Source organism: Streptomyces sp. WAC 04229 (assembly GCF_003947455.1).
Lineage (GTDB): Bacteria > Actinomycetota > Actinomycetes > Streptomycetales > Streptomycetaceae > Streptomyces.
Window position 1 is genome coordinate 1 of record NZ_QHJH01000023.1, and the last position, 22,586, is coordinate 22,586.

General features: G+C 73.6%; 21 protein-coding genes. 10 read left to right on the forward strand and 11 right to left on the reverse strand.

Annotated features, from left to right (window positions below; genetic code table 11):
• From DMH12_RS09515 to DMH12_RS09530, 4 genes are all read right to left on the reverse strand, one after another.
• A partial coding sequence (locus DMH12_RS09515) for a glycoside hydrolase family 43 protein (protein WP_148107521.1) occupies positions 1-1,024 on the reverse strand: 1,024 nt, incomplete at its 3' end.
• Between the two features lie 26 nt (positions 1,025-1,050).
• Positions 1,051-1,968 carry a carbohydrate ABC transporter permease gene (locus tag DMH12_RS09520; RefSeq protein ID WP_125491125.1) on the reverse strand — a complete coding sequence of 306 codons (918 nt, stop codon included), beginning with the start codon at positions 1,966-1,968 and terminating at the stop codon, positions 1,051-1,053.
• A 27-nt stretch (positions 1,969-1,995) separates the two neighbouring features.
• On the reverse strand, positions 1,996-2,946 hold the full coding sequence (locus DMH12_RS09525) for a carbohydrate ABC transporter permease (RefSeq protein WP_125491126.1): 951 nt from the start codon (positions 2,944-2,946) through the stop codon (positions 1,996-1,998).
• Positions 2,947-3,029: 83 nt separating this feature from the next.
• Positions 3,030-4,310, reverse strand: coding sequence for an extracellular solute-binding protein (locus DMH12_RS09530; protein ID WP_125491127.1), 1,281 nt, complete (start codon positions 4,308-4,310; stop codon positions 3,030-3,032).
• A 259-nt stretch (positions 4,311-4,569) separates the two neighbouring features.
• Here DMH12_RS09530 and DMH12_RS09535 point away from each other — a divergent pair, with 259 nt between their 5' ends.
• Genes DMH12_RS09535 through DMH12_RS39710 form a run of 3 tightly spaced genes read left to right on the forward strand, consistent with a single transcriptional unit; the run spans position 4,570 to position 7,024 of the window.
• Positions 4,570-5,808 carry a glycoside hydrolase family 26 protein gene (locus tag DMH12_RS09535; RefSeq protein ID WP_260474153.1) on the forward strand — a complete coding sequence of 413 codons (1,239 nt, stop codon included), beginning with the start codon at positions 4,570-4,572 and terminating at the stop codon, positions 5,806-5,808.
• Entirely contained in the window at positions 5,790-6,764 is a 975-nt protein-coding gene (locus DMH12_RS09540) for a hypothetical protein (RefSeq protein WP_260474154.1), read from the forward strand. Before DMH12_RS09535 ends, DMH12_RS09540 begins: the two co-directional genes overlap by 19 nt.
• Positions 6,761-7,024, forward strand: a complete 264-nt coding sequence (locus DMH12_RS39710) for a hypothetical protein (RefSeq protein ID WP_260474155.1) — start codon at positions 6,761-6,763, stop codon at positions 7,022-7,024. Before DMH12_RS09540 ends, DMH12_RS39710 begins: the two co-directional genes overlap by 4 nt.
• Positions 7,025-7,091: 67 nt before the next feature.
• Here DMH12_RS39710 and DMH12_RS09545 read toward each other — a convergent pair whose 3' ends face one another.
• Positions 7,092-7,652 (reverse strand): DUF4383 domain-containing protein, encoded by a 561-nt coding sequence (locus DMH12_RS09545; RefSeq protein WP_125491128.1) that lies wholly within the window; start codon positions 7,650-7,652, stop codon positions 7,092-7,094.
• 167 nt (positions 7,653-7,819) lie between these two features.
• Between DMH12_RS09545 and DMH12_RS09550 the strand changes: the two genes are divergently transcribed.
• The 5 genes from DMH12_RS09550 to DMH12_RS09570 all read left to right on the forward strand — a co-directional run bounded on the left by DMH12_RS09550 (position 7,820) and on the right by DMH12_RS09570 (position 14,123).
• Positions 7,820-9,328, forward strand: a complete 1,509-nt coding sequence (locus DMH12_RS09550) for a cryptochrome/photolyase family protein (protein WP_260474156.1) — start codon at positions 7,820-7,822, stop codon at positions 9,326-9,328.
• A gap of 101 nt (positions 9,329-9,429) precedes the next feature.
• Positions 9,430-10,575, forward strand: a complete 1,146-nt coding sequence (locus tag DMH12_RS09555; RefSeq protein WP_125491129.1) for a polyprenyl synthetase family protein — start codon at positions 9,430-9,432, stop codon at positions 10,573-10,575.
• On the forward strand, positions 10,572-12,149 hold the full coding sequence (gene crtI, locus DMH12_RS09560; RefSeq protein ID WP_125491130.1) for a phytoene desaturase family protein: 1,578 nt from the start codon (positions 10,572-10,574) through the stop codon (positions 12,147-12,149). Before DMH12_RS09555 ends, crtI begins: the two co-directional genes overlap by 4 nt.
• Complete coding sequence (locus tag DMH12_RS09565) at positions 12,136-13,119, forward strand: phytoene/squalene synthase family protein (RefSeq protein WP_125491131.1); 984 nt, start codon at positions 12,136-12,138, stop codon at positions 13,117-13,119. The genes crtI and DMH12_RS09565 overlap by 14 nt, the downstream gene beginning before the upstream one ends.
• The gene (locus DMH12_RS09570) at positions 13,116-14,123 is read left to right on the forward strand and encodes a DUF5914 domain-containing protein (RefSeq protein ID WP_221763115.1); all 1,008 of its coding nucleotides are present in this window, start codon (positions 13,116-13,118) and stop codon (positions 14,121-14,123) included. The genes DMH12_RS09565 and DMH12_RS09570 overlap by 4 nt, the downstream gene beginning before the upstream one ends.
• On the opposite strand, the gene DMH12_RS09575 is transcribed toward DMH12_RS09570, so the two are convergent.
• The 6 genes from DMH12_RS09575 to DMH12_RS09600 all read right to left on the reverse strand — a co-directional run bounded on the left by DMH12_RS09575 (position 14,072) and on the right by DMH12_RS09600 (position 20,831).
• Positions 14,072-15,622 carry an NAD(P)/FAD-dependent oxidoreductase gene (locus DMH12_RS09575; protein WP_185832220.1) on the reverse strand — a complete coding sequence of 517 codons (1,551 nt, stop codon included), beginning with the start codon at positions 15,620-15,622 and terminating at the stop codon, positions 14,072-14,074. The two genes, DMH12_RS09570 and DMH12_RS09575, sit on opposite strands and share 52 nt — an antisense overlap.
• A 53-nt stretch (positions 15,623-15,675) precedes the next feature.
• On the reverse strand, positions 15,676-16,410 hold the full coding sequence (locus DMH12_RS09580) for a methyltransferase domain-containing protein (RefSeq protein WP_125491133.1): 735 nt from the start codon (positions 16,408-16,410) through the stop codon (positions 15,676-15,678).
• Positions 16,407-17,654, reverse strand: a complete 1,248-nt coding sequence (locus tag DMH12_RS09585; protein ID WP_185832217.1) for a lycopene cyclase family protein — start codon at positions 17,652-17,654, stop codon at positions 16,407-16,409. The genes DMH12_RS09580 and DMH12_RS09585 overlap by 4 nt, the downstream gene beginning before the upstream one ends.
• Complete coding sequence (locus DMH12_RS09590; RefSeq protein ID WP_125491134.1) at positions 17,651-18,361, reverse strand: SDR family oxidoreductase; 711 nt, start codon at positions 18,359-18,361, stop codon at positions 17,651-17,653. Before DMH12_RS09590 ends, DMH12_RS09585 begins: the two co-directional genes overlap by 4 nt.
• Positions 18,362-18,473: 112 nt before the next feature.
• Positions 18,474-19,721 (reverse strand): NAD(P)/FAD-dependent oxidoreductase, encoded by a 1,248-nt coding sequence (locus tag DMH12_RS09595; RefSeq protein ID WP_125491135.1) that lies wholly within the window; start codon positions 19,719-19,721, stop codon positions 18,474-18,476.
• Between the two features lie 117 nt (positions 19,722-19,838).
• A complete protein-coding gene (locus DMH12_RS09600; RefSeq protein ID WP_125491136.1) occupies positions 19,839-20,831 on the reverse strand; it encodes a MerR family transcriptional regulator in 993 nt (330 codons plus the stop codon).
• Between the two features lie 162 nt (positions 20,832-20,993).
• On the opposite strand from DMH12_RS09600, the gene DMH12_RS09605 reads away from it, so the two are divergent.
• Positions 20,994-21,638: a sigma-70 family RNA polymerase sigma factor gene (locus DMH12_RS09605; RefSeq protein WP_125491137.1), complete on the forward strand. Its 645-nt coding sequence runs from the start codon at positions 20,994-20,996 to the stop codon at positions 21,636-21,638.
• 76 nt (positions 21,639-21,714) lie between these two features.
• Positions 21,715-22,554, forward strand: a complete 840-nt coding sequence (locus DMH12_RS09610) for a DUF4397 domain-containing protein (protein ID WP_125491138.1) — start codon at positions 21,715-21,717, stop codon at positions 22,552-22,554.
• Positions 22,555-22,586: the final 32 nt, after the last annotated feature.

A 22,586-nucleotide genomic window follows, 5' to 3' on the forward strand; every position in this document is an offset into this window, starting at 1 on the left:
GCACGACGGTGCGCGGCAGCGGACCGCCCCGGTCACCGGCGGGCGGTTCGCCGTCGAGGCGCGGCCAGCCGTCGGCTGTCCACACGACACGCTGGATGGCCGTCTCCCGGCCGAGGACGCACGGACCGAGCGGGCCGAGCGGCCGGGCCAGAAGGTGGGCGAGGTACCACTCGCCGTCCGGGGTCGTGACGAGGCTGCCGTGTCCGGCCTTCTGGAGCGGCAGCCGGTCGTGTCCGGCGGAGGTGAGGAGTGGGCCGGCCGGGTCGGCCTCGTAGGGGCCGGTCAGGTTCCTGGCGCGGGCGACGGTCACGGCGTGCGACCAGGAGGTGCCGCCCTCCGCGGTCATCAGGTAGTACCAGCCGTCCCGTCGGTAGACGTGCGGGCCCTCGGTGTGGGCGAGCCGGGTGCCGCCGAAGATCCGGTGCAGCGGGCCGGTGACCCGGCGCTGCCCGCGGTCCCACTCCTGCAGGAGGATGCCCGCGAAGGGGTGGCGGCCGGGACGGTGGTCCCACTCCATCCACAGTGCCCAGCTGCGTCCGTCGCCGTCCGGGCCGTCGTCGTGGAAGAGGGACGGGTCGAAGCCGTGCGAGGGGAAGGGGGCCGGGTCGGACCAGGGTCCGTCGAGGGCGGGGGCGGTGATGACGTGGTTGCGTACGTCCTTGAAGGCGCCGGAGAGGTTGGTGACGTCGCTGTACACGAGGTGGAAGAGTCCGTCGCTGTGGGACAGGCAGGGTGCCCAGACGCCGCCGGAGTCGGGGCGGCCGGTCAGGTCGATCAGGCGGTCCTCGCGCAGGATGCCGCCGAGCGATTGCCAGTTGACGAGGTCGCGGGAGTGGTGGACGGCGACCCCGGGGAGCCATTCGAAGGTGGAGGTGGCGATGTAGTAGTCGTCGCCGACGCGCAGGATCGACGGGTCGGGGTGGAAGCCGGGCAGGACGGGGTTGACGATGTCGGGGCCTCGCCGCCCGTCGGGCGTTCGGCTCTCGGACCGGTCCTGGCCGGGAGCGGTGGGCACGGCAGTCATGTGTCTCTCCGGGGGTGAGGGGTGCGTCAGCCCTTGATGGCGCCGGCCATCACGCCGGACACGATGCGCCGGGCGAGCAGGGTGAAGGCCGCGAGGACGGGCAGGACGGAGACGACGACGCCGGCGAGCATCAGGGTGTAGTCGGTGTAGTAGCCGGCGGCCAGCTGGTTGAGGGCGATCTGCACGGTGCCGTTCTCCGGCGGCAGGGCGATCAGCGGCCAGAAGTAGTCGTTCCAGGCGAACATGAAGGTGAACATGGCGAGGACCGTCGCCGTCGTCCGCACCCCGGGCACCACCACGTGCCAGTACGTGCGCAGGAGTCCGGCGCCGTCCATGCGGGCGGCCTCGATCAGTTCGTCGGGGATGTTCTCCTCGACGGCCTGGCGCATCCAGAACACGCCCACGGCGGAGACCAGCGCGGGCACGATCAGCGCGGACAGCTTGCCGTACAGGCCCATGTCGGTGACGAGCATGTACAGCGGGATGATGCCGAGCCGGGTCGGGACCATGACGGTGATCACCACGCACACCAGCAACGGGTTGCGGCCCCGGAAGCGGAGCTTGGCGAAGGCGAAGCCGGCCAGGGAGGAGAGCAGGACGTTGCTGACGGCGGTGGTGCCGGCGACGGCGAAGGAGTTGCCGAGGGCCTGCCAGAAGGCGGACAGCTCGAAGACGCGCTGGATGTTCTCGATCAGGTGGCCGCCGGGCACCAGCGGCGGTGTGGAGCCGGCCAGGACGGAGTTGTCGTCGTGGGAGGCGACGACGACGCTCCAGTAGAGGGGGAAGACGGAGGCGGCGGTGATCGCCGCCAGGAGGGCGTAGGCGAGGGGTCCGGCCTTGTCGAGCCTGCCCGGTCCGCGCTTCGGGACGGTCCGCAGGGCCCGGCGGCGGGCGGTGGCACCGGGACGGGGTGCCGGGACGCGGGGTGGTGTGGTGACGGCCATGGGGTCTCCAGGTTGCCGGGGCGGCGGTCAGCCGCGCTCGGAGCGGCGTGCCAGCAGGAAGTTCACGGCGGCGACGACCGCGATGACGAGGAAGAGCACCCAGGAGACGGCGGAGGCGTACCCGGCGTCGTTGTTGATGAAGCCGTACTTGTACAGCATCAGCGTGAGCGTCTGGAACTGGTGCTCGGCGCCGCCCTCCGCGTTGCCCTGCTGGTCGAACAGGAAGGGCTCGGCGAAGAGTTGCAGGCCGCCGATGGTGGAGATGACGACGGTGAAGACGACGGTCGGCCGGATGGCCGGCAGGGTGACCTTCCGGAAGGTGAGCAGGCGGCCGGCGCCGTCGATCTGCGCGGACTCGTACAGGTCGCGCGGTACGGCCTGCATGGCCGCGAGGTAGATCAGGGCGTTGTAGCCCGTCCAGCGCCACATGACCATGAAACTGATGGCGAGGTGCGAACTCCACGTGTCCGCGGTCCAGTCGATCGGGTCGCCGATCAGTCCCGTGCCCTCCAGGACCCAGTTGACGATGCCGAAGTCCCGCCCGAAGAGCTGCGAGAACACCAGGGCGACGGCCACCACGGAGACGTACTGGGGCACCAGGACCAGGGCCCGCCACACACTCTGTGCGCGCAGGTGGCGGTCGAGGAGCCAGGCGACGCCCAGGGCCGCGAGCAGCTGCGGGGCCGTGGAGAGCACGAAGATGCTGAGCGTGTTGAAGGTGGCGGTGTAGAAGTCCGAGTCCTCCAGCAGCCGGCTGAAGTTCGCGAGACCGACCCACTCCCCCGCGCCGGCGAGGCGGTCCCAGTCGTGCAGGGACACCCAGAACGTCTGGAGCAGCGGATAGAGCCCGAAGACACCGAAGACGAGGAAGAAGGGGGCGATGAACAGGTAGGGGAGCAGATGGCGCTCCGGGCGGATGCGACGTGATGGTTTCGCCCCGGCGGGCGGGTCCGTGGTGGTGGCGGCCTGGAGCGCCATGCTGGTCTCCGAAACGGGGAAGGGCTGGAGGGCTGGGGAGGGAGGGTGGCGGCGCGCGCGGGGGCCGCGCCGCCCGTCCGGCGTCAGCGGATGTTCTTGGCGGCTTCGTCGAGCGCCTTGTCCCACGCCTCCTCCGGGTCCGCCTTGCCCTGTTCGACGAGCTGCAGTGCGTTGCCGAACGGAATGCGGGCCTGCTGGTCCTTGGTGCCGCGGTAGTTGGGCTTGAGGCTCTTGGCGGAGGAGGCGAAGATCTCCCCCGTCGGGGCGTCGTTGAAGTACGCGGACTTCGTGCCCCGCACCTCGGGGTCCTCCAGGACGGGGGCGAGTGAGGGCAGCGCGCCGACCGGACCGGTGAAGATCTTCTTCTGTGCGGCGGCCGAGGTGAGGAAGCCGGCCAGTTCGGCGGCCTCCTCGGCGTGCTTGCTCTGCTTGGGCACGGTCAGGAAGGAGCCTCCCCAGTTGCCGCCGCCGCCCGGCACCGCGGCGATGTCCCACTTCCCGGCGCCCGCCTCGCCGGCCGCGGTCGCGATCTGTCCGGTCATCCAGGCGGGACAGGTCATGGTGGCCATCCGGCCCTGCTTGATGCCGGCGTTCCACTGCTGGCTGAAGGGCTGGAGGTTGGCCGACTGCTCGTCCGCCGTCGCCTCGGCGCTCGCCATGAAGAACTCACGGACCTTGGGGTTCGTCTCCCCCACGTACTGGTCCCGGGCGTCGAAGAATCCGAACTCGGTCTGGTTCATCATCGCCATGAAGATGTTGCCCGAACTGTCGAACCAGGCCTTGTCCTTCACCCGGTCCTGGAACTTCTCCCCGGTGGCGAAGTACGCGTCCCAGGTGGGCCAGAGCTTCCCGACCTCGGTGCGGTCCGTGGGCAGCCCGGCCTTCTCGAACAGGTCCTTGCGGTAGCAGATGGCGAGGCTGCCGACGTCGGTGCCGTACCCCATGACGAAGCCGGGCGTGCCGAGCGTGCCCTGCTCCCACTTCCAGTCCAGGTACTCGTCCTCGCGGTCCAGGGCGCCGAAGTCGGCGAGGTTGGTGAACTTGTCCTTCACCGCACGGAACTTGGGCAGGTAGCCCTCCTCGATGGCGACCACGTCGGCAGCACCGCTGCCGGAGGCGATCTGGGTCGAGAGCTGGTTGTGGTGCTGGTCGAACTGGGAGATGCGTTCCTTGACGTCGACGTCGGGGTGGGTGCGCTCGTACTCCTCGATCAGGGGCTTGTAGCCGAAGTCGCTGAACGTGGCGACGGTCAGGGTGAGTTTGCCGTCGGCCGTGTCGGAGCCCGAGCCGCAGGCGGAGAGGGCGAGGAGAGCGGTGGCGGCGGAGAGCGCGGCGGCGGTTCTGCGGGCACGCGTACGGCCCATGGTGGTCCTCCGGAGCAGGGGGCGTGGATGAGTGGCAACAAGCTCGCCGCCGCCGAAAACAAAGTCAATAGTTTCGCGAAAACTTTAGTGAAGGGCTGATCGACCTGCGCGTTTGACCCAACTCCGATGGCGTTCCGCAAAGTTTCGTAGCGTCAGGCCCGCGAGCTGCTCGGTTCTACGAAAATTTCGCAGGCGGTTGACCCGGCCCCGCACCGACCGCACCATGCGAGCGCCGTGACCCTACGAAGCGGAGACACACATGACACACAAGAGACGGGCCTTCGGCGCGGGAGTCGCCGCCGCCGTCCTGCTCGCCCTGACCGGGCTGCCCTCGACCGCCGCGGCGGATCCGGCCCCGTCGGCCCCCGCCGACGGCAAGGTCATGCTGGTGATGGGCCAGGACAGCGACACGCTCGGCGACTACCGCAGGGACGTGCTGGACGACCCGGCGCTCGGGGCACCGGATCCCGGTGGCGTGACGCTGTACACCAACCTGGTCCTGGGCGGCTCCCCCGAAGCGCTGGCCGGGATGACCGGACCGGCCGACTGGGGCGCCGGGACGGTCGACTTCGCCCGGACGATGCGCGAGTACCCGAACGCGACCGTCGCCGTCGGCCTGTACCTCTCCGACGCCACCTCCGGCTGCACCAACCAGCCGCTGCGCGCCATCATCGGCCGTGACGACGCGGACGTCACCGCCGGGAACCCGAACCTCGTCACGCGGTACCGCGCCAAGGTCGACGAGATGATCAACCGGTTCAAGAGCTACGACCGGGACATCCTGCTGCGCATCGGCTACGAGTTCGACGGCCCCTGGAACTGCTACAACTCCGAGTTCTACAAGGACGCCTTCCGCTACATCAAGGGACGCGTCGACGCCCTCGGCGCCACCCGGGTCGCCACCGTGTGGCAGAGCGCCGCTTGGCCGGTGAACACCCACCCGGACCATCCCGAGTGGAACTACGTCGTGACCGACCCCGGCCACCTGGACGACTGGTATCCCGGTGACCAGTACGTCGACTGGGTCGGGCTGTCCTCGTTCTACAACTCCCGTTCGGTGCGCACCCAGTGGGGCTGCGGGACGTACGACACCGATCCGGTCGGCCTCCAGGACCGGATCCTCGACTTCGCCCGCGCGCACGGCAAGCCCGCCATGGTGTCGGAGGCCGCGCCGCAGGGCGCCCGCACCGGCGCCGGGACCACGAGCTGCATCTTCCGCAACAGCCCGGCGCCGTCCAGTGGCCAGGCGATCTGGGACGGCTGGCACGCCGGGTACTTCGACTGGGTGGAGCGCAACAGGGACGTCATCCGCGCCGCGGCCTACATCAACACCGACTGGGACGCGCAGACCCAGTGGCAGTGCGCGAACGGCGCGCAGGCCGGCGGCCCCGGCTGCGCCAACGGCAACTGGGGCGACTCCCGCGTGCAGGCCGACCCCACCGTACTCGCCCGATTCCTCGACGAGATCAGGAAGCCGACATGGACGCACAACGAGTGAGAACCGTCCTGCGGTCCCTGGCCGCCGCCGCGCTCACGGGACTTCTGTTCCTGCCCGTGGGCACCGAATCCGCCCGGGCCGCGGAGGCCACGACCACCGCGGCCGCCCCGCCCGAACTGCTCCTCGGCCAGTCCACCAGGGGTGCCTGGGACGACTTCCACACCTTCGGGCAGAACGCCGACGGCGGCTCCGTCTACTACGAGCTGCGCGCCGGCGACTGGGTGAACCCCGCCCACCGCGCGTACGCCACCCTCCTCGCCGAGCAGGGGAAGACCGTCCAGGTCGGCATCAGCTGGAAGGACAACCCGCCAGGCTTCGAGGGCGGCGACGAGAACGCCAAGGCGGCACGGTCCCGGGCGGTCACCGCCGAGCTGGCCGCGGGCGGCCACACGGCCTCCCTCGACCGGCTGCTGGCCTTCACCGAGGCCCACCCCCGGGCCCGCTTCAAGCTGCGCCTGGACTACGAGGTGAGCAGCTTCTACCACTGCACCGACGCGAGCTGCTCCTCGTACAAGAACGCCTTCAACCGCCTCGCGGGCCATCTCGACAGCCGGTCCACCGCGCACAACCTGGAGTACGTCTTCCACCCGGTGCGCGGCGAGTTCGAGTCGATGTACCCGGGTGACGCCGCGGTCGACTGGATGGGCGTCTCGGTCTTCGCCCACGAGCTGTGCCTGCCCATCTACGACCGGGGCCCCCTGTACAACGGCACTCCGCCGCAGAACTACGACGTGGCCGCCAAGCAGTGCCGCAACGCCTACATCGGCACCGACGCCCACGGCAACCCGGCCGCCGTGTGGCGGGCCTTCGACCACGACGCCAACGTGCTGAAGCTGCTGAAGTTCGCCAAGGACCACGGCAGGCCGGTCGTGGTCTCCGAGGCGGGCCTGAAAACTTCACGGCCGACGGCACCTCCACCGACGGCCTGGAGCAGCAGAGCGGTGACCTGTGGGTGAAGCGCCTGTTCTCCCTCATGAACTACCGGGGCCCGATCCCCAACATGTCCGGGACACACGACCTGACCGGGGTGATCCGCTCGATCGCCTACATCAACCTGGACTTCCGCTACGGCTGGGACGGCATCGACGACGGGAGTTTCGACTTCCCGCCGGACACCACCTGGTTCGTCGACGGGAGGCTCTCCCGGTACGGCGCGGCGAAGGCCTCGTTCTGTCAGGGCCTGGCCGCGAACGGGTTCACCGCTCGCTGCAGGTGACGGGGTGACCGGGCGGACCGGCGGGCGGGCGGACCGCGGTCCGCCCGCCTTCGCCCTTCGCCCGGGGTCACCGCCTCCCGCGCCGGGGAGCCGCCGCGGGCAGCGCCCGGGTGCCGTCCGCCGTACCCGGCAGAGCGCTCCGCGCGGCTGCTTCCTCCCTCGCCGCCTGCTCGGGGTGTCGCGCCGCCCAGTAGGGATTGTCGTGCGAGAGCTTGCTGGAGACCCGGCCGTACATGCCGAACGTGGCGATGAACAGTCCCATGACGAAACTGAAGATCACGTTGCTCATGCCGAAGCCCAGGATGTTGGCCGGACGGTCCAGCACGAAGATGTGCGCGAAGCCGCTCAGGAAGAAGAGCGCGCCCACCACGATGTTGAGGGTGGAGGCGACGTTGCCGCCGATCACCGCCCCGCCGAGCAGCGCCAGTCCCACCACGGTGGAGATGACACTGAGGGCGACGTTCGTGGTCATTCCGGCGACCGTACCGCCCCCCGTCCGGAACGGGCTGAGCGCGTCCGCGAAACCGAGGGCGGCGAAGGCCAGCAGGACGAGACCGCAGAAGCCGGCACCGTAGCGGTAGACGCTCGCGAGGTGGTGATCGACGGGCAGTTCGTCTCGTAGCTTCATGCACCTGTTTCGCCGGCCGCGCCCGGATCGGATGCGCCGGTACGCCGTTCACCCGGGTGGAGCAGAAGGCTCGCCGCGTGCGCCCGTCGCGACGGGCGCGGTCGCGCCGATGCCCCCATGATCTCGTATCAGGGACCAATCGGAGTGAGCGCCGGAAGGAAGCGGTCATGGGAAGCACCGTGCACTGGCTCTTCGGGGACCAGCTCGGGCCGCACTTCCTCGCGCCGGGCAGACACGGTCCCCGCCGGGACACACCGCTGCTCATGGTGGAGGCCCGGTCGGTGTTCCGGCGGCGCCGCTTCCACCGGGCCAAGGCGCACCTGGTGCTCTCCGCCATGCGGCACCGGGCCGCCGAACTGGGCGACCGGGTGACCTATGTGCGGGCCGACACCTACCGGGAGGGTCTCGACCGGGCCGCCCGCGGCCGACAGGTCACCGTCCACCACCCGACCTCGTACGCCGCCCTCCGGCTGGTGCGCTCCCTCCCCCGGGTCACCGTCGGCCCGGCGCGGGGCTTCATGGTCCCGACGGACGACTTCGCCGCGTGGGCGGACGGGCACGGCGGCGGGCGGCTGCGGCAGGAGGACTTCTACCGCTGGGTGCGCCGGCGGCACGAGCTGCTGATGGACGCCGACAGCCCGGCGGGCGGCCGCTGGAACTTCGACCACGACAACCGGCGGCCGCCCCCGCGCGAGGCCGACACCCTGCCGGTTCCCGCGCCCTACCGACCGCGCGAGGACGAGATCGACCAGGAGGTCCGCCACGACCTCGACCGGTGGGAGAAGGACGGCGACGTCTCCTTCGTGGGACGCGACGGGCCACGACTGTTCCCGGCCACCCGCGCGGAGGCGCGGGCGGCGCTCAAACGCTTCCTGGCGCGTCGGCTGGGGAGCTTCGGGCCGTACGAGGACGCCATGCTCGCCGCCGACCCCGTGATGAGCCACAGCCTGCTGTCGTCCTCGCTCAATCTCGGCCTGCTCGACCCCGTGGAGTGCGTGGAGCGCGCGGAGGCGGAGTGGCGCGCCGGCCGGGCGCCGCTCGGCAGCGTGGAGGGATTCGTCCGGCAGATCGCCGGATGGCGCGAGTACGTGTGGCAGCTGTACTGGTACTTCGGTGAGGAGTACCGGCGGTCCAACCAGCTGCGCCACACCGCCCCGCTCCCCGACTGGTGGAGCGAGCTGGACGCGGACGCGGTGCGGGCGCGCTGCCTGCACACCGTGCTGGCCCAGGTACGGGACACCGGGTGGACCCACCACATCCCCCGGCTGATGGTCCTCGGCAGCCACGCCCTCCAGCGCGGCTGGGACCCCGCCGCGGTGACGGACTGGTTCCACCGCTGCTTCGTGGACGGCTACGACTGGGTCATGGTGCCCAACGTCGTCGGCATGTCCCAGTACGCCGACGGCGGCCGGATGACGACCAAGCCCTACACGTCGGGCGGCGCCTACGTGCACCGGATGAGCGACCTGTGCGGACCGTGCCACTACCGGCCGGGCGACCGGACAGGCGAGCACGCCTGCCCCTACACCGCGGGCTACTGGACCTTCCTCGACCGGCACCGGGAGCGGCTCGGCCACAACCACCGCACCGCCCGTCCGGTGCGACAGCTGGACCGGCTCACCGACCTGGCCGACGTGCGCCGCCAGGAACGGGCCCGCGGCGACGCGCCTCCTTGAGCGGCGGCCGTGAGCGACGGCCGGGAGTCCGCCGCATCCGTTGGGGCCCGCCCGGCGGAAGCATGGGTGTGCAAATGACCGAGAGTGAGAAGGGGTTGTGCATGCTGGGACCGCCGTCCACGGTGACCGAGCCGGTCAGGCCGGCCGACGGCCCGCTCACGGCCCGTGATGCCGTCCGGGCGGCCGAGGCGGAACTCGACGCCGTCCTCGACTCCAGGCTGCGGCAGGCACGCGAGGTCGATCCGGTGTACGCCCGCGACGTCGCCGAGCGCGTCGCCGCCTTCGTACGGCGCGGCGGCAAGCGGCTGCGCACGGCGTTCGCGTGGTGCGGGTGGCGGGCCGCCGGCGGAACCGGGGACGTCACGCCGGTCCTGCGTACGGGCGCGGCCCTGGAACTCGTCCAGGCGTGCGCGCTCGTCCACGACGACGTGATGGACGGATCGCCGCTGCGCCGCGGCGCGCCCGCCGTCCACGTCGACCTCGCCCGCGCGCATCTCGCCGCGGGGATGAGCGGCTCCGCCGACGCCTTCGGCGTGTCCGCCGCCGTGCTCGTCGGCGATCTGGCCCTGGCGTGGGCGGACGACCTGCTGACCGAGACGGCGCTCCGCTCGCCCTACGGTGCACGGCTGCACCAGGAGTGGCAGGAGATGCGCGGCGAGATGGTCGCCGGACAGTACCGGGACCTGCACGCGCAGGCCACCGGGGCGTCGGGCGTCGACGCGGCGCTGAGCGTCGCCACCCTCAAGAGCGCCCTGTACACGGTCGAACGCCCGCTGGCGCTGGGCGCGGCGCTCCACGGTGCCGACGGGCCCGCCCTGGACGCGCTGCGGGCCGCCGGACGCTGTGCCGGGCTGGCCTTCCAGCTCCGCGACGACCTGCTCGGCGCCTTCGGCGACCCGGCGGTGACGGGCAAACCGGCCGACGACGACCTGCGCACGCGCAAGCTGACGTGTCTGCTCGCGGTCGGCCGCAGGGCCGCCGAAGCGGGCGGCGACGCGGACGCCGCCGACGCGCTCGCCCCGGGGGCGCGGTCCGGCCCGGACGACGAGGTGCGCCGGATGCGCGACGCGCTGGAGCGCACCGGGGCGCGGGCCGTCGTCGAGTCGACCATCACGGAGCTGGCCGCGAAGAGTCTGCGGCACTTCGCCCGGACCGGAGCCGAGCCCGCCGTACGCCGTGAGTTCACCGCGTTGGTCGAGCGGGCGTCCGGTGTCGTCGCGGGGCGCATCACCGGGGAGGCCGCGTGAGGACGGTGACGGGCCCGACGGATCACGTGGTCGTGGTGGGCGCCGGCCTCTCCGGGCTGGCCTGCGCGCTGCACCTGCTGGGCGCGGGCCGCCGGGTGACGGTCGTCGAACGGGACGACGGGCCGGGCGGCCGGGCGGGCCGGGTGAGCCTGGGCGGCTACCAGATCGACACGGGGCCCACGGTGCTGACCATGCCGCACCTGGCCGACGAGGCGTTCGCAGCCGTGGGCGACCGGCTCGACCGCCATGTCGAGCTGACGCCCCTGCATCCGGCGTACCGGGCGTCCTTCGCCGACGGGAGCGCCCTCGACGTCCACACCGACGGCGACGCGATGGAGGCGGAGGTCAGGCGGTTCGCGGGTCCGGCCGAGGCGGCCGGCTACCGCGGGCTGCGGAACTGGCTGGAGCGGCTGTACCGGGCGCAGATGCGGCGCTTCATCGACACGAACTTCGACTCGCCCTTCCAGCTGCTCCACCCCGACCTGGCCCGGCTGGCGGCGCTGGGCGGCTTCGGGCGGCTGGACCGGCGGATCGGCCGCTTCATCGCCGACCCGCGGCTGCGCCGTGTCTTCTCCTTCCAGGCGCTGTACGCCGGTGTGGCCCCGGCCCGGGCCCTCGCGGCGTACGCGGTGATCGCCTACATGGACACCGTGGCCGGCGTCTGGTTCCCCAAGGGCGGCATGCACGCGCTGCCCCGCGGGATGGCGGACGCGGCGGGCGCGGCGGGGGCCGGGTTCCGCTGGTCGTCCGAAGTGGCGTCGCTGGAGCGGTCGGCGGGCCGGGTGCGGGCCGTGCGGCTGGCCTCCGGGGAGCGGATCCCGTGCGACGCCGTGGTGCTGACCTGCGAACTGCCCGCCGCGCACCGGCTGCTGGGGCGTACGCCGAGGCGTCCGGTGCGGCTGCGGCACTCCCCCTCGGCGGTCGTCCTGCACGCCGGAACCGACCGGACGTGGCCCGGTCTCGCCCACCACACGCTGTCCTTCGGCGGCGCCTGGGAAGCCACCTTCGACGAACTGACCCGCACGGGGCGGCTGATGAGCGACCCGTCCCTGCTGATCACCCGGCCGACGACGCACGACCCCGGCCTCGCACCGCCGGGCCGGCACCTCCACTACGTCCTCGCACCGTGCCCGAACACCGACGTGGGGCCCTCCGCCGCCGCGTGGCGGGACCTGGGGCCCCGCTACCGGGACGGCCTGGTCGCCGAGCTGGAGCGGCGGGGGCTGGACGGGTTCGCGGCCGGTGTCCAGGAGGAGTTGCTGGTCACCCCGCTGGACTGGGCGGCGCAGGGGCACGCGGCGGGCAGCCCCTTCTCGGTCTCCCACACCTTCGCCCAGACCGGTCCGTTCCGCCCCCGCAACCTGGTGCGCGGCGTGGACAACGTCGTACTGGCGGGCTGCGGCACCACCCCGGGCGTCGGCGTGCCGACCGTGCTGATCAGCGGCAAGCTCGCCGCCGCGCGGGTCACCGGCGGGGCCCGCAGGGCCGCCCGTGCCGTGCGCCCCCGTCCGGCGCCACGAGCCGAGCGTGCCGATGCCACCCCGACCGCGGAAGGCTCCCATGGCCCGTCGTGAACTGGATGCCGCGCACATCACCGATCCCGGCCTGCGCGCCGACTACACCCTGTGCAGACGGCTGAACGCCCGCCACGGCAAGACCTACTTCCTGGCCACCCGGCTGCTCCCGCTGGAGCGCCGCGCCCGCGTGCACGCGCTGTACGGCTTCGCCCGCTGGGCCGACGACATCGTCGACGACCTGGACCGGCACCGCACACCGACGGAGCGCGACCGGCTGCTGCGGGTCCTGGAGAGCGACCTCGCGCACGGGCTGCGGACCGGTGAGGGGACCGAGCCCGTGGTCCGGGCCGTCGCCGACACCGCCGCACGGCACGGCATCGAGCACTCGCTGTTCGCCGACTTCCTCGTGTCGATGCGCAGCGACCTGCACGTCACGGACTACCCGACCTACGCCGACCTGCGCGCCTACATGCACGGTTCGGCCGCGGTGATCGGCCTTCAGATGCTGCCGGTGCTGGGCACGGTCGTCCCCCGCGAGGAGGCCGCCCCGCACGCGGCCGGCCTCGGGGTCGCCTTCCAGCTCACCAACTTCCTGCGGGACGTCGGCGAGGACCTGGACCGGGGCCGCGTGTACCTGCCGGCCGACCTGCTCGCCGCGCACGGTGTGGACCGGCCGCTGCTGGAGTGGAGCCGCCGCACGGGACGCCGGGACCCGCGGATCCGCGCTGCGCTCGTCGCCGCCGAGGCCTTGACGCGGGAGGTGTACCGGGCGGCGGAGCCGGGCATCGCCATGCTCGATCCGCGGGTGCGTCCCTGCATCCGCACCGCGTTCACCCTCTACGGCGGGATTCTCGACGCGATCGCGGAGCAGGACTACACCGTGGTGCACCGCCGTGCCGTGGTCTCGCGCGCGCGTCGCGCGGCCACGGCCGCCGCCGGAGTGGTGGGCGTCGTACGTGCCCGCGGCACGCACCCGGCGCCGCGGACGGACGATGCGGCGCCCCGGACGAAAGGACCCGTGCAGTGAGTGACCGAGCGGACCGGGCGGGCTGGACCCCGCCGCTGCGGCGGCGCGGCCGGTCGGACTGGGCGACCCAGACCCCGACCTGGCGGGAGGCGCGCCCGGCACTGATCGCCGAGGCCCTCAAACGGGCCTCGGCGCGTCCCTCGGGCAACTGGTTCGTCGTCGGTGCCTCCCGGGACGTGCGCACCGGTGGCCGCCCTTGTGGCCGAACCGTGGGCGGCACCGAGGTGGTGCTGTGGCGGTCGGAGACCGGTGAGCTGCGCGCGGGCCCGGGGGCGTGCCCGCATCTGGGCGCGCCCCTGCGGGAGAGCCGGGTGGTGTGCGGGACGCTGGTGTGCCACTGGCACGGACTGGCCCTGGACGGCGGGCCGTTCGCGGGGTGGGAGCCGTTTCCGGTCCACGACGACGGTGTCCTGGTGTGGGTCCGGCTGGACGCGGTCGGCGGCGAGGAGCCGTCGGAGCGTCCCGTGGTCCCGGAGCGGCCCGCGCCGGGCGGCGGTGTGGACGCCGTCTACACGGCCGTCGGGGGGTGCGAGCCGCAGGACGTGGTCGCCAACCGGCTCGATCCGTGGCACGGCTCGTGGTTCCACCCGTACTCGTTCGTGGATCTGACGGTGGCCCGGCCGCCGCTGGGCGACGCGGACGACGCCTTCGTGGTGGACGTGTCGTTCCGGGTGACGGGCCGTCTGGTGGTGCCGGTCCGGGCGGAGTTCACCGCGCCGGAGCCGCGTACGGTCGTCATGCGGATCACGGAGGGCGAGGGGACCACGTCCGTCGTGGAGACCCATGCCACGCCGCTGACCGCCGAGGGGGCCGCGCGTCCGCGGACCGCCGTCGTCGAAGCGGTCGTCGCGGCCTCCGGCCGGCGGGGCTTCGCACTCGCGCGGGCCGCCGCGCCGGTGCTGCGGCCCCTGATGCGCCGGACGGCCGGGCGGCTGTGGCGCGACGACCTCGCCTACGCGGAGCGGCGGTGGGCGCTGCGCAGCACGGGCCGGTTCCCGGGCTGAGCGCGGCGGTTCCCGGCCCGGCCGAGTGCCCGCAGTACGGGTGACCGGCCGGCCCGGGGCACCGTCCACAGCACCTGACCCCGTACTCCCCAGCCGGCGAGGAGCGCTCCGGCCGCCAGGAAGCCGGTGGTGGCCGCACGCTCCATCAGGGCCACGGGCAGGTCGCAGCGGATGGCGTCGCCGGCCAGCGTCACGTTCGGGTGAGGGGTCACGACGGTGGGCCGCCGGGAGTAGGAGCCGACCGGGAACAGGGGGCAGTCCGCGCGCCATTCGTGCCGGGCGTCGACGATCCGGGCCCGCCGTGTCTCGGGGTAGACCCGGCGGAGGCTGTCGAGGAGGCGGTTCTGCACGGTCTCCGGGTGTGCGTGGGCGGGGACCGCGTAGGCGTGCAGTTCCACCACCGAGCCTCCGGTCCGGGCGGCCCAGCGGGCGGCCTCGCCCTCGTAGCGCTCCAGCACGCTGATGTTGTCCAGTCCGTCGTAGCCGCTGGTGCCGAGGAACCCGGCGCGGTCGGCGTGGACCGGCCGGTCCAGCCAGAGCCGGGAGACGAGGAAGGGCGGCGCGGTGCCGAGCGAGGCGATGTCCTCGCGCCAGGCCGGTGTGCCGAGCCCGGGTGACGCGGCGGTCAGTCCGCGCAGGGCTCCGGGATCGAGGGCGAGCACGGCGGCGTCGTACCGGTCCAGGGCGTCGTCGGTGCGCACCTCCACTCCCCCGTCGTCGTCCGGGTGGACGCCGCGCACGGGGGTGCCGGTGCGGAGGTCGGTCCCGAGGCGCTGGAGGTAGTCGCCGAGCGGGTCCCACAGGGCCTGGGGGAACGGCTCGTCCGGCACGTCGAAGAGCAGGCCCTCGGCCGAGCCGAGGAAGTAGATGTGGAACATCAGCAGCAGTTCCGCGGCGGACAGTTCCCGCGGGTCCGCGAAGAAGCTGCGGGAGAACACCTCGAAGGCCAGATGGTGCGCGGCCTCGGGGAAGCGGACGCGTTCGAGGAACTCCGTGGCGCTCGTGGAGTCGAACCGGTCGTAGACCTCGGGCACCCGGACGTCGAGGAGCGGCAGGGCGGCCCCGGCGTCCATGGCGGCGAGGTCGCGCCAGCCGAAGGTGGGGCTCAGGGCGACGAAGCCGAGCGCGCTGAGCGGCGGGGTGCGCGGGACGCGGGCGAAGCTGTCGGTCAGCCCGCCGCTGTGCCGCAGCGGGTAGTCGGGCAGGGGGCGCAGCCGGTCGAGTCCGGGGTCGGTCCGCCGCAGCAGACCCCGCAGGTTGTAGTACTGGCGGAAGAAGGCGTGGAAGCCGCGGCTCATGGTGGCCCCGGAGCCGTCGGCGAGGCGGGTGGGCCGCCCGGCGAGCCGTCCGCCGAGTGTGTCCTCGCGTTCGTACAGGGTCACGCGGGCGCCGCGTTCGGCCAGCAGGGTGGCGGCGGCCAGCCCGGCGATTCCCCCGCCGGCCACGGCGACCGCCGGGGCGTCCCCGGGGTCCAGGCGGTCCCGGCCCGGCGCGGGCATCACGATCTCGGCCTTGCGGTCGCGTCCGCGCCGGGCCGCCGGCCGGCCGGCGCTCAACGGGCCGCCTCGACCCGTGGGGCGGCGGCACCGTTGCGGGCCAGGAAGGTGTGCACGAGGCCGGTCTGCCACCCGGCGACGGGGGCCGCGCGTACCCCGGTGAACCCGGCCTCGGCCAGGCGCGCCGTGAAGGCGGGAACGGTGTCGAAGCGGACGACGCTGTGCCACAGGTGCCGGTACAGGGCGCGGTCGCCGCTCAGGGTGCCCGCGGGAATGATCAGGCCCAGGCAGACGGCGTTCCACAGGGCGTGGTGGGCGGCCGAGCCGCTGAGGCTGTACTCGTGCACGGCGAGCCGGCCGCCCGGCCGCAACAGGGTGCGGACCGCGGCCAGGACACCGTCCGGGTCGGTGACGTTGCGGAACAGGTAGGCGGCGAAGACCGCGTCGTACGGTCCCTCGTCGGTCGTGACGACTTCCTCGGCGGTCAGGTGCCGGAAACGGACGCGGGCCGGCCAGGGTTTGGCGAGGGCGCGCCGCAGCATCCCCGCCGAGGCGTCGACGGCGGTGATCCGTGCGTGGGGTGCGGCCCGCAGCAGCGCCCGGGTGGAGGTGCCGGTGCCGCAGCCGAGGTCCAGGACGTGCAGGCCGGCGCCGGCGCGGGGCAGCCGGAGCCGCCGTGCGGAGCGCAGGAGGTCGGTGCGGTAGCCGGGGTTGAGGGCCGTGAGCCGGTCGTAGGTGCGCGAGGCGTGGTCGAAGGCGCGTGCCAGGTCGTGGTCGCGCAGGAGTGTCATGGGTGGTTGTCTCCGGTTCGTGGGGTGCCGTGCCGGCGCCGGGGCAGGAAGGGGAGTTCGAGGGCGGTGCGGAGCATCGGACCCACGGGGGTGCGCAGGCCGATGCCCCATTCCTCCCACGGGGTGGTGTCGCCGTCGAGGAAGCGCAGCAGCCGGTGCGGCGGGATCCGCCGGAAGAGGCCGGTGAAGAAGTCGGGGCCGTTGATCCGGCCGGTGTCCAGGGCCCGCAGCAGCACCGCGTCCATGGCGAGGGCGCGCCGCCCGTGCGGAGGCGGCACCAGGGCGCGGCCCTGGTGCAGGGCCGCGGCGATCGCGCGGCTCTGCCGTTGGACGGCGGCGAAGGTGTACCCGGTCGCGGGCCGGGTGGCGCCGCCCGCGGTGCCGATCCGGAACACGGCGGGGCCCACCCTGCGGGCGAAGCGCGCGTCGGTCATCGGGATGACCCCCTGCTCCGCCGACTCCACGGTGAACGCCCCGAGTTTCAGGACGTCGTGGGTGTAGTGGGCCAGCGCCGCCTCGTACGCCCCGGTGGTCAGCGGGGTCCGGGAGAACTCGGTGTACTCGACGAGCGCGCGGTCCGGTGCCAGGGGCAGTACGTAGCCGAAGGCGAGGCCGTGCGGGGGTTGCGGGACGCGGAAGTCCATGAGGTCGGCCACGCCGGGGTCGAACCGGTGTGCGTCGGTGCGCACGAACCAGCCCCGGAAGTGCTGCGTCAGCCGGGTCCGGGCCGGGGGCAGGGCGGGCCGGGGGCGGGAGTCGAACACATGGCGTGCGCGGAGCAGCCGGGATCCGCCGTCGGGGGTGGTGCAGCGTACCTCCGCCGTGCCGTCGGCGGTGTTGCGCACCGTGTCCGCCGTCGCGCGCAGGACGCGTACGCCGGGGGCACGCGCCAGCCGCGCGTGCACCAGCCGTTCGAAGTCCGTGGAGCGGAGCATGCGGTAGCGCAGGGGTGCCGGGTCGACGGTGACGGCGCGGCCGTCGCTGCCGTGGACGCGCAGGCGGGACCAGGAGGCGCCGACCGCCGCGCCGAAGTCGCCGGCTCCGTGGGTGCCATGAGGGTCATCGGTGTCTTGATCCCAGTAGCACCAGGTCCGTTCGGGGGGTCGCAGTGGGCCGTCCGGGGCCTCCACCAGGGTGACGGTCGGGGAGGCGGGGGCCGTCAGCCGGAGCGCGAGGCTGAGTCCGGCCGCGCCGCCGCCGACGATGACGACGTCCGACGTCAGGTCGGGCGCGGGCCGGCTCACCTGGTGCGCCGTTCGACGACGGGTGTTCCGTCCGGGTCGCTGCGGACCAGTTCGGCGTCCGCCGCCAGCGCGTCGGCGACGGCCGCCACGACCCGGTGCGGGTCGCCTCCGGCCGGCAACGGCGGGGCCGTGCCCGCGACGGGCCGGTCGGCGAAGCCCGTGTCGAGGTGTCCCGGCCGGACCTCCAGGACCGTGACGCCGCCGGTCCGCACCTCGCGGCGGGCCGCGTCGAGCCACGTGCTCAGCGCCGCCTTGGAGGCGCTGTAGTCGGCCATGCCCGCCTGGGGGCGCCGCGCGACGACACCGGTGAAGGCGGCGATCGCCGAGCCGGGGCCCAGGACGGTGAACGCGGCGCGGAAGAAGGCGGCGGGCGCGAGGACGTTCACGGCGGTCAGGTGCTCCGCGATCTCGTCGCCGACCTCCGCCGCCGGACCGAAGGCCACCGCCCCGAAGGCGGTGGCGACGGCGTCCAGCCCGCCCAGTTCCTTCGCCGCGCCGTCGACCGCGCGGGCGCAGGACGCGGGGTCGTAGGCGTCGAACGTGAAGGTCGGGGCGCCCGGATGGGCCCGTGCGGCCGACGCGAGCCGCGCGGGGTCGCGTCCCGCCAGTGCCGGCCGCGCTCCCCGGGCCCGGAGTTCGGCGGTGAGGGCACCGCCGAGGACGCCGGTGGCACCGGCCACCAGCACGCGCGCGCCGTCGAGGTCCACTGTCCACTTCCGATCGCTGGGTCGGGGCGGCGGTCCCGCCCGTCGTCGGTGTCGTCCGGGTATTCCGTGTCCCGGCCCGTGCTGGATGCGGCGGGTGCCGTCCGGTCGGCGGTCAGTCGCCGGCCCGGTCGGCGAGCAGCTCCCGGGCGGCCCGGGTGCCCGAGGCGAGGGCGCCCTGCACGCTGCCGGTCGCGCGGTGGTCGCCGCAGACGTAGCGGCCCTCGGCGACACGCGTCGTGCGGCTCGTCGGCCACGGCGGCGTCATCGCGGGCAGTGCTCCCCGGACGGTGTACGTGGCGACCGGTGTCCAGTCGCCGGTGTCGGTGCCGTACAGCTCGGCCAGGCGGCGCAGCACGGTCCCGTCCGCTCCGGGGCGGTCGGGGCCGAGCACGGAGGTGGAGACCAGCGAGGTGCCCGGGGGTGCGCAGGAGGGCGCGACCTCGGTCAGGACGCAGGTGTTCAGTACCGCGCCGGTGCCGTCCACCACCAGTGTGGGTTCGGCCAGCGGGGTGCGGGGCGCGGCGTGGTAGTAGGTGGTGACGGTACGGGTCTCCGGGATCCGAGGGCCCGGCAGCAGACGTGCCGCCGCGGCCGCGTCGGTCGCCACCACCACGGAGGGGGCCCGTAGTTCCCGGCCGTCCGTCAGGAGCACTCCGGACGCGGTGACCGCCTCGACGGGCATCTCCAGCCGGAGGACTCCTTCGGGCAGGCCGTCGGCCAACTGTGCGGGGACGGCGCCGATTCCACCGGTGGGCAGACAGAGGGTCCCCCTGACCATGCTGCGCCAGACCAGGTGGAAGAAGCGTGCGGAGGTCTCCAGCCGGTCCTCCAGGAAGACCCCGGACAGGAAGGGCCGCAGGATGTCGGTGACCACCGCGTCGGAGACTCCGGCGCGGGACAGGGCGTCGGCGGTGGACCGGTCGGGGCCCCGTTTGAGCAGACCGGCGGGGAGCAGGGTGTCGCGGGCGGTGAGCGCGGCGAGGGCGGCCAGGTCACGGGCGTCCAGCACCCTCCCGGGCAGCAGCGTTCCCGCGGCCCGGGGACGCCGGGTCGGATCGGCGAGGCGGACTGCACCCGCCGGGGTGTGCGCGAGGATGCCCGGGGTGAACGGCCTCAGGCGCAGGGCGCGCAGATCGAGGCGTCTTTTGACCTGGGGGTAGGAGGTGTTGAACACCTGGAACCCGCGGTCCAGCAGGAACCCGTCCCGCCGGTCCGTGCGCATCCGTCCGCCGACCCCGTCGGACGCCTCCAGCAGCGCCACCCGCAGTCCGGCCCGGCACAGGTCGAGGGCGCAGGCCAGACCGGCGAGCCCCGCTCCGACGACGACCGTGTCCGGGGTCCCGTGGTGGTGAGTCGTCATGCGCGCCCCTCCTTCGACAGCGGCCTCCGCCGGCCGGGAGACCGGATCCACCCGAGCACGTTCCGCCCGGTGAGGCCAGGCGGCACCGCCGTCGGGTACCCGAGAGGACGAGCGACGTCACCTGTGTACGACCGACTCCACCACCGCGACGGCCTCCGACAGGCCCGGCGGGTGCGGCAGCCCCGGTGAGGTCTGCCCGGCCCAGCCGGGGCCGAGCGTCAGCACCACGGGCTTCCTGCGGGCGCCGCGCACGCCCCACTCGATCGCCGAGACGTGCTGGGCGAGCGGTCGGCTGGCCGTGGTCCGGGACTGCGCCCACAGCCCCACCGCGGCCGGGCCGGTCCTGCGGACGGCGGTCACGAGCGACTCGACGGGCAGGGCACCGCCGAACATGCGGACCGGCAGGCCCCGTTCGGCCAGCGCGGCGGCCAGGACCTCCAGGGGCAGCGTGTGGTTCTCCGCGGGCACGCAGGCGAGGACCGTGGTGGCGCCGGGCCGGTCGGCGACCACGGGCGGCGCGTGGCGGCGCAGGGCGCCGGAGACGTGCCAGGACAGGAAGTGCTCGACCTCGACGTACCGCTCGCCCGCGGTCTCCCACTTGCGTCCGACGGCCTGGAGGGTCGGCATGATCACCTCCGTCCAGGCGGCGACCAGGCCGTGGTCCTCGATCGCGTCCTCCAGCAGTGTGTCGAGGGCGGCGGCGTCGAGTCGCAGCGCCGAGCGGGCGATGCCCTTGCACTCCTGGCGTACGTCGCCGAGCCGCATGCCGGTGCCGGCGCGGCTGCGTTCCGGGGGCGGCGGCCGGGGAGCGGTCCGGCGCGGGGGCGTGTCGGGGCCGGCTTCGCCGAGGGCCAGGCGGGCGGCCTCGGCGGGCGGCAGCCCGGTCGCCGTCAGCGCGCACATCCGCTCCAGCCGGGCGAGGTCGCCGGCGGTCCAGCGACGGTGCCGGCCGCCGGTGTGGGCGGCGGGACCGAGCCCGTAGCGGCGGTCCCACGACCGGACGGTGGTCGGGGCCACCCCGAGGCGCCGTGCCACCTCGCCGGTGGTCAGCCCGCCACCGCGCCGGGCATCCGCCTCGGCATCCGTCTCATCGTCCCCGTCCAAACCCATCTCTCCACCTTACGACGCACAAACGACGCATGTTGTGTTGCGTCGTTCGCTCTCACAAGACTGCTTTCCAAGGGCTGCTGCCAACGAATCCCACACCGTCCGGAACCCGCCGCGCGGGTGGCTCTCCGCCTCGGACAGCGCAGACGGCAGGAGGAACAGATCATGAGCACGAAAGCGCGACACTCCGACGCCCCCGCCGGTCCGCCGGCGAGCCCGCCGGACGAGGAGGAGCTGGCCCGTGGTCTGTGCGCGTCCGACGAGGTCGCCTTCGCGGCCGTCTACCGGCGCTGGGGCTCACTCGTCCACACCCTGGCCAGCCGCTCGCTCGGTGACCCCCACGAGGCCGAGGACGTGACGCAGCAGGTCTTCATCGGCGCCTGGCGCGGACGGGCGGGTTACCGCCCGGAGCGGGGGCCGCTCGGCGGCTGGCTGGTCGGCATCACGCGCCGCAAGATCGTCGACGCCCTGGCGGCCAGGACGCGCCGCCTCGCCCTGGTCGAATCGGTGGCGTACGAGGCCGAGGGGCACCGCCACGACGCGGGCGTGGACGAGGTCCTGGACCGGGTGCTGCTGGTCGACGCGTTGTCGCGGCTGCCCCGCGGCCAGCGCGAGGTCCTGTGCATGGCCTTCTACGAGGACCTCACCCAGGCACAGATCGCCGAGCGCACCGGTACACCGCTGGGCACGGTCAAGAGCCACACCCGCCGCGGTCTGCACCGGCTGCGCGAGGGGATCGAGCAGGGCCGCGCCGACGAGCGGGCGGCGGCCGGCGAAGAGAAACCGCACCCCACGGCGCATCCGTCGTGACGCCCGTGCCCGAACCAGATACGAGCCATCGACGAGACCGCCCAGACGGGCGCCACTCGAAGAAGGGATGATCCTCATGGCTTCCCGAATCCCGCTCATCCTCGGCGCGTCGGCCGGAGCCTGCGCCCTGGCCCTCACCGCCGCCGCACCCGCCGTGTCCGCACCCGCGGGCGGCGGTGACGACTCGGCCATGGTGTCCGTCTTCCACGGCGTCCCCGGACTCGACGTCGACGTCTACGCCAACGGTGACAAGCTGCTCAGCGACTTCAAGCCCGGCACGGTGACCGACCCGCAGTCCTTGAAGTCGGGCACCTACGACATCCAGGTCTTCGAAGCCGGCCAGGGCCCCGACGGCACCCCGGCGATCGAGAAGGAGGTCGAGGTACCCGCCGGGGCGAACGCCACCATCGCCGCACACCTGTCCGCCGACGGCACACCCCAGCTGACGGCCTTCACCAACGACGTCTCCGCGGTCGACGACGGCCAGTCGCGGCTGACGGTACGCCACGTCGCCGCCGCACCCGCCGTGGACGTCCGCGCGGGCGGTCAGCCCGTGTTCAAGGGGCTGGAAAACCCGAAGCAGGACACCGCGGTGGTCGACTCCGGCACGGTCTCCGCCGATGTGGTGCTCGCCGGCACCGACACCGTGGCGATCGGCCCGGCCGACCTGAACCTCCGGAACGGCACGAGCAACGTCGCCTACGCCTGGGGCAGCGCGGCCGACAAGAACCTGGCACTGGCGACCCAGACGCTCGACACCACGGAGGCATCACCGAGCGCCGGCTCCTCGGGCGCCAACGCCGCCGGCCTCGCCCCGAACTCCTCGGAGCAGTGGCTGGCCTGGGCGGCCGTCACGGGCGTGGTCACCCTGACCGGCGTCCTGGTGATCCGCCGGGCCGCGGGGCACCGTGGGTGAACCGGCCCCGGCACACCGGCAGGAGGGCAGCG